The sequence below is a fragment of the Asticcacaulis biprosthecium C19 genome, from assembly GCF_000204015.1.
Lineage (GTDB): Bacteria > Pseudomonadota > Alphaproteobacteria > Caulobacterales > Caulobacteraceae > Asticcacaulis > Asticcacaulis biprosthecius.
This window is the reverse complement of sequence record NZ_GL883079.1, coordinates 375,524-381,926: the sequence shown is the minus strand read 5'-3', so window position 1 is coordinate 381,926 and position 6,403 is coordinate 375,524. Positions and strand designations below refer to the sequence as shown.

Sequence of the window (6,403 nt, the reverse complement as noted above, 5' to 3'; positions counted from 1 at the left end):
GACCGCACCGCCAACAATGGCGCCGGCCACCACGCCGCCGCCGGTGGCGTCCTGATCGCGTTCATAACAGGTCTCGCGTCGGTGATAGCCGTAGTCATCCTGGGCCATTACCGGCAACGCCGTCGACGCGACCATCAGCGCCCCCGCGACTGCGCTCCATGTCAAAACTCGTGTCATCAGCCAAACTCCGGATCGTTCGAAGGCCTACCGAGGCCTTGCCTAGGCTGGATGCTAGGACCGCGTTCCTGATCTCGCAATTTGGCCCGGAAGTGTATTGACCTTTTGAACCGTAAATTTTCGGCAAGAAAAAACCCTCCGGATCAAGGGTCCGAAGGGTTATGAGTTTACCCGGGAGAAACACAAATTCCACAACGGCGAGAGTCGCCATCTGCGTATCAAGGTAGGATCATGTTGCCCGGACAACAATCTTGGCGGGCAGCGGAAAGCGGTCCGCTTTTGTAAGATCCCCATAAGGGTTATAGAGGGTGAGAATACCCCTTGGTGGCGACATCGATACGGCGGCCGTCGGCCCACAATTCGGCGCCGGCAGGCGTATCATCGGACAGGCCGAGGCATGTGCCGATCTCGTAGAAGCCCGACATGACCAAGGCCCTGGCGCCGGCATCGTCGGCCGCGCAAAGAATCTGATAGTCATCGCCCCCGGTCACCAGTTCCACCGGCGACAGCCCTGCCCCCATGGCCGTACGCGCCGCTAGCGAGGTCGGAACCTTGTTCAGATCGATACGGATCATGATCTTGTTGGCGCGCGCCATGTGGTCGGCGTCCGCTAGCAAGCCATCGGAAATATCCATCGACGCCCGAGCATGGTCACGGACGCAGACCGCCAGGTCCGGGCGTATTTCGGGAAGATGGTAGGCGCTGATGATGTCGTTCTCATCGGCGTGTGTAACGCCCAGAAACTCGCCCTGCAGCGCCTTCAGGCCAAGATAACCCTGGCCGATATAGCCGCTGACCAGCAGCTTGTCGCCAGGCCGCGCCCCGAGGCGCGACAGGGCACGGCCCGGTGGTACGCGACCGAAGATGGTCATGGAGACGTGCAGTGGGCCGTAGGTCGAGACGGTATCGCCACCGAACAGATCCAGTCCGAAGCGGTCCTGCTCGATTTTCAGGCCGCGCACGAAGTCCTGTTTCTCGGAATAGGTGGTGCCGCGCGGCCAGGCCGTAACCAGGGTGTAGCCATAGGGTATGGCGCCCTTGGCGATGATGTCGGACAGGTTGACCCGCATCAGTTTGCGCGCCACTAAGTCAAGCGGATCGTTCTCAAAGAAATGGATACCGGCCACCATGGCGTCCGTCGAAATCACAAGGTCGTGGTGACTATCGGCGGCGATCACGGCGACATCGTCGATCAGCCCCCTCGCCTCCTTGGCAAGGCCGGCGAGCGGTTTGAACAACTGGTCGATGATCGAGAACTCGTCATGCTGATGCTCACTCATAAGCGAACTCCGGCCCTGAAAAACGACGACATTACCCTATTATGGCGAATTTACCTGCGCAAAAGCCCGTTACTTACGGACGTCCTTGGCCACGCCGTCCAAGGCCGCATTGACGAACCGCGCTTCGGTCTCGCCGAAGAAGGCGCGTGCGATTTCGACATATTCGTTGATGACGACTTCAAGGCCGATATCGGGGCGGAATTTCAGTTCCCAGGTCCCGGCGCGCAGAATGGCACGGACGGTGGTATCAAGCCGTTCCAGCCGCCAGCCCGAGGCCAGGCGGTGGGTGATCAGCGGATCGATGACGCCTTGTTCGCGTACGACGGCGCGAGCACCCTCGCCGAAGAACGCCTCGTCGGCCTGGGCCAGGGGCTCACCCTCCAGGTCTGTATCAAAGCGGTGGTCGGCGAATTCGCGCACGACAGTTTCAACGCCCGTGCCGGTGATTTCCATCTGGTACAGGGCCTGGACCAGAACCAGACGCGCCACGGTGCGGGCACGCTTGTCGCGCTGTGTCAACGGCTTGGCGCCGGTCTCGGCGTTCAGTTGATCCATCACGGCCTTCAGGCTTTGCGGCTTGGCGTCACTCATACTGAGCCCTCCAGCAAGGACTTGCGCAGCGCGATCATGCTGAGGCAGACCTTGGCGACGGTGCCGCCCTTGTCGCCTTCGGCGCGACGGGCGCGTACCCACGCCTGATCCTCGTCCTCGACGGTCAGGATGCCGTAGCCGATGGCCAGGCGTTGGTTGTAGGACAGGTCCATCAGGCCGCGCGCCGATTCCAGGCAGACATAGTCATAGTGGGTGGTGTCGCCGCGGATAACGCAGCCCAGCGCGACATAGCCGTCATAGGACTTGCCCATCGGACGGTGCGCAGCGTCTTCGGCCATGGCGATCGCCGCCGGAATTTCGAACGCACCAGGCACAGTGACGACATCATAAGCGACGCCATGGGCCTCCAGCGCATCCTTGGCGCCGGCCAGAAGCTCGTCGGAGATGTCGTCGTAGAAGCGGCTTTCGACGATCAGAAGGCGGAGCGGGTTTTCCTGAGACAAGCGAGTCGTCCTGAGTGAACAAAGGTCAAGAGGCGCTCAATACCGCCTAAAGCTTGTGGCACAAAGCCAAATTCGCGAGATCGGGCCGGAAACTTGGGTATGGCCGGAAGTAAGCAAAGAAGTGTTGTCCACAGATAAGACAGATAAGACAGATGGACAGCGCGTGTCGCGGGCTATTGCGCCACAGTCTGTCGGATTTACCTGACGAGCAAAGCTCATCGAGAAGAAAGGAAATAGGCGTCCAGAATTAAGCGTGTTTTGCGCCGTTCATCTGGCCTATCTGGCTTATCTGTGGATAAAAACTTCTTTCCTTACAAAGTCTTCCAGTCAATAATCGACAGACCGTAACCTTCCAGGGCGGCTGGCTTGGGCTTGGTGCCACTCAGCGCAATCATGTCACGAACGCCGAGATCCAGCAGTATCTGCGCCCCGACGCCATAGTCGCGCAGGCCGCGGCTGGCCGTGTTACTCGAGTCGTCGCCAAAGCGCTGCGACAGAACCTTCGGGTCGGGATCGCGCAGCAGCACCATCACCGCCGGGCCGTCATGTTCCGACATGATCTGCAAAGCCTTTTCGACATAGCCCGGGCGCATGCTTTCGCCAAAGCCAGCCAGAACGTCTGAAGCGATATCCAACTGATGCATCCGCACCAGGGTCGGCTTGCCGGCCTGCGGCATGTGGGTCACCAGGGCCAGGTGCTCCGAACCGTCAAGTTGGTTGCGATAGACGAACAGGCGGAACAGGCCACCAAACTGGCTATTGAAAGGCCGTTCCAGCACGCGCTCGACAAAGCGTTCCGTCCTGCGGCGATAGGCGATAAGGTCGGCAATGGTACCGATCTTCATGCCATGGGTTTGCGCGAAGCTGATCAGGTCCGGCAGCCGCGCCATGGTGCCGTCGTCATTGATAATCTCACAGATCACCCCGGCCGGCGACAGACCGGCCATGCGCGAAATATCGACGGCCGCTTCCGTATGGCCGGCCCGAACCAGAACTCCGCCGTCACGGGCGACAAGCGGGAAGACGTGGCCCGGCGAGACGATGTCGCGCGAATCCTTGGTCGGATCGATAGCGACGGCAATGGTATGAGCGCGATCGCGCGGCGAAATGCCGGTGGAGATGCCGTCCTTGGCTTCTATCGACACGGTAAAGGCGGTGCCGTTGCGGGCGCCATTGTCGTGGACCATGGGCGGCAGACGCAGGGTCTTGGCGCGGTCGCCGGTGATCGACAGGCAGATCAGGCCACGAGCGAAGCGCGCCATGAAGTTGATGACGTCGGGCGTGGCCATCTGGGCCGGAATGACGACATCGCCTTCGTTTTCACGGTCTTCCGCATCGACAAGGATATAGGGCCGGCCATTGCGCGCATCCTCTAGTATGTCCTCGATGGAGGAAATCGGACTGTCGAGATCACTGGGGACGCTATGAAGACTCATGGGGGGCTCTTAAAGGTTCGGCTGGGCGCCAGGTTCGGTCTCGAACCATCGGGCGGCATAGCGCGCCAGGCGGTCGACTTCAAGGTTCACGTGTCCACCAACCTTTGTCTGCGACAATGTGGTATAGTGCCAGGTGTGCGGAATGATGTTGACGCCGAAGAGATCGCCTTCAACTTCGTTGACCGTTAGCGAGATCCCGTCCAGCGCGACCGAGCCCTTTGGCGCGATAAAACGATGCAGCGGCGCCGGCGCGCGGAACTTCAGACGGTAGCTGTCGCCGTCCTGGGTGACGCTGACCAATTCGCCCAAGCCATCGACATGGCCCGAGACGATGTGGCCGCCCAGTTCGTCGCCGATTTTCAGCGCACGTTCGAGATTAACCTGCGTACCGATCTCCCAGGTATTCAGGTTCGTCACCTGCAGGGTTTCGTTCGAGACATCGAGGTCGTAGCCGTCTTCGCGGATCGCAACGACCGTCAGGCAACAACCGGCGTGACTGATCGAGGCGCCCAACGCCACATCCGTCAGATCGAACCCGACCTTCATGGTCAGCCGAACGCCACCCGGCGAACGCTCCAGCGCCGCCACTGTTCCCATACTCGTAATAATGCCCGTAAACACTGTGTAGCCCCGAAAACTAAATCCTAAAACGGCTTGGACGAACTTAGTCGTTCCAAAGAATTCTTCTCCTCCCCTGTTTACGGGGGAGGTGGATCATGGCGAAGCCATGAGACGGAAGGGGTTATTCCACTGGCAGTAAAGCCCCTCCCACCGCTTCGCGGTCCCCCTCCCCGTAAACGGGGCGGGAGAAGTTAGCTAAGGTCCAACCTAACTTAACTCGTAACTCTCCCAGAGGTCGTCGCCGACCGCCTGAACGCCCAACCGGGTAAAGCGGAACATCTGATCCAGACTTTCCAGATTGAGATGCCCGATCACCGGCCGGCCGTCTCCGCCCAAGATGGTACTGGAGCGGAACCATTCAAGCCTGTCGACATAGCCGGCGCGCAGAAAGGCCGTTGCCACGACGCCGCCGCCTTCGACGAACAGGCGTTCGATGCCAACCTTGGACAAGGCCGCCAGTGCCGCGTCGAGGTCCACCCTCTGGTGTTTCGACGGCACCTTGATGGCCTTGACCTGGGCCGCCAGCATCTCGCCGGAAAGCTCGCCGGTGGTGACGACATAGGTCGGGATGATCCTCGCCGTCTGGACCATCTTGGCATGAAGCGGCAGACGCCCTTTCGAATCGAGCACGACACGCGTCGGCTGATAGCCTTCATAGCCGTGCAGACGCACGGTCAGTTCCGGGTCATCCTTGAGCGCGGTTTCGATACCAACCAGGACCGCATCGTGACCCGCGCGCAGTTCATGGACGCAACGGCGCGCTTCTTCACCGGTGATCCACCGGCTTTCGCCAGAGGCGGTGGCGATTCGACCGTCGAGAGTCGTGGCCAGTTTTAGGGTTACCTGCGGTCTCATCTCCGGGCTTCAAACTTCTGAAGTCCGGCAAGGGCGACTGCCCGCCGCGCATCCTTGCGCGTAAGCCCCGCGATCCGCCAAGAAGCGGATCGCATTTCTTGGCGTAAGGAGAGAGCGTGCCCTTGCACGCTCGAGGGCGTATGAGCGCGCATCATGCGTCGTCGCTAGGAGATAAATCCTGCTCGCCCAATCCACGTTCGATGCGCGGCGGATCCTTCGCCTCGCTTTTCGGGACCGGCGTCGCCTTCGGGGCCACGCCGCTGTTCTGGTTCAGTCCCTCATCGCCCAGGAACTTGGCGAAATCGGACGTCTCGCGGAAGTCGCGATAGACCGAGGCGTAGCGAACATAGGCCACCACATCCAGCGAACGCAGGGCTTCCATGACTAGGCCGCCAACGGCTTCGGACGGAATATCGGTCTCGCCCATGCTCTCGAGTTGACGGACAATACCCGACACCATGCGATCAATGCGGTCCTGATCGATGGGGCGTTTGCGCAAGGCGATCGCAACTGAACGTTCCAGCTTGGCGCGGTCAAACGGTGTCCGCCGGCCCGACCGCTTGACGATCATCAGGTCACGCAGTTGCACGCGTTCGAAGGTGGTGAACCGGCCGCCGCATTCCGAACACGACCGCCGCCGGCGGATTGCCGCCCCGTCTTCCGACGGGCGCGAATCCTTCACCTGGGTTTCAAGATTTCCGCAGAACGGGCAGCGCATCCTTATCCTTTTTAACGAACCTCGCGCGCACGAACTGATACAACTGCACGAAATTTAGGAGGAGGATCAGTAGCACAAATCCCACCAAGGTAAAGGCGTGAGCCTGACCTATCCATATCGCTTTTCCGTGTTCGCGAAGCCAGGCGACACGCAGGAAGGCTTCGTTGATGCCGCCGCCGATAATCATGTAGAGGCTGAGCAGCATGCAGGTCAGATGAATAGGCTTCCACAGCCATTTCGGCTGGTGAAACCGCCCAGCCG

7 protein-coding genes and 1 pseudogene are annotated in these 6,403 nt (G+C 60.4%); all 8 read right to left on the bottom strand.

The genetic code is table 11. The features are described from left to right. Positions 1-476: 476 nt before the first annotated feature. Complete coding sequence (gene thiL, locus ABI_RS16935; protein ID WP_006274269.1) at positions 477-1,457, bottom strand: thiamine-phosphate kinase; 981 nt, start codon at positions 1,455-1,457, stop codon at positions 477-479. A gap of 69 nt (positions 1,458-1,526) precedes the next feature. After that, a complete protein-coding gene (gene nusB / locus ABI_RS16930; protein ID WP_006274268.1) occupies positions 1,527-2,048 on the bottom strand; it encodes a transcription antitermination factor NusB in 522 nt (173 codons plus the stop codon). Beyond that, complete coding sequence (locus ABI_RS16925) at positions 2,045-2,512, bottom strand: 6,7-dimethyl-8-ribityllumazine synthase (protein ID WP_006274267.1); 468 nt, start codon at positions 2,510-2,512, stop codon at positions 2,045-2,047. The genes nusB and ABI_RS16925 overlap by 4 nt, the downstream gene beginning before the upstream one ends. Positions 2,513-2,823: 311 nt before the next feature. Then, positions 2,824-3,948 (bottom strand): 3,4-dihydroxy-2-butanone-4-phosphate synthase, encoded by a 1,125-nt coding sequence (gene ribB / locus ABI_RS16920; RefSeq protein ID WP_006274266.1) that lies wholly within the window; start codon positions 3,946-3,948, stop codon positions 2,824-2,826. Positions 3,949-3,957: 9 nt separating this feature from the next. After that, entirely contained in the window at positions 3,958-4,569 is a 612-nt protein-coding gene (locus ABI_RS16915) for a riboflavin synthase (protein WP_040309547.1), read from the bottom strand. A 207-nt stretch (positions 4,570-4,776) separates the two neighbouring features. Beyond that, positions 4,777-5,424 carry a RibD family protein gene (locus ABI_RS16910; RefSeq protein WP_006274264.1) on the bottom strand — a complete coding sequence of 216 codons (648 nt, stop codon included), beginning with the start codon at positions 5,422-5,424 and terminating at the stop codon, positions 4,777-4,779. A 268-nt stretch (positions 5,425-5,692) separates the two neighbouring features. Continuing rightward, positions 5,693-6,142: pseudogene (gene nrdR, locus ABI_RS16905) on the bottom strand (transcriptional regulator NrdR); the annotation flags it as partial. After that, on the bottom strand, positions 6,114-6,403 hold a 290-nt coding region (locus ABI_RS16900; protein WP_169313746.1), incomplete at its 5' end, for a hypothetical protein. The gene ABI_RS16900 and the pseudogene nrdR, both read right to left, overlap by 29 nt.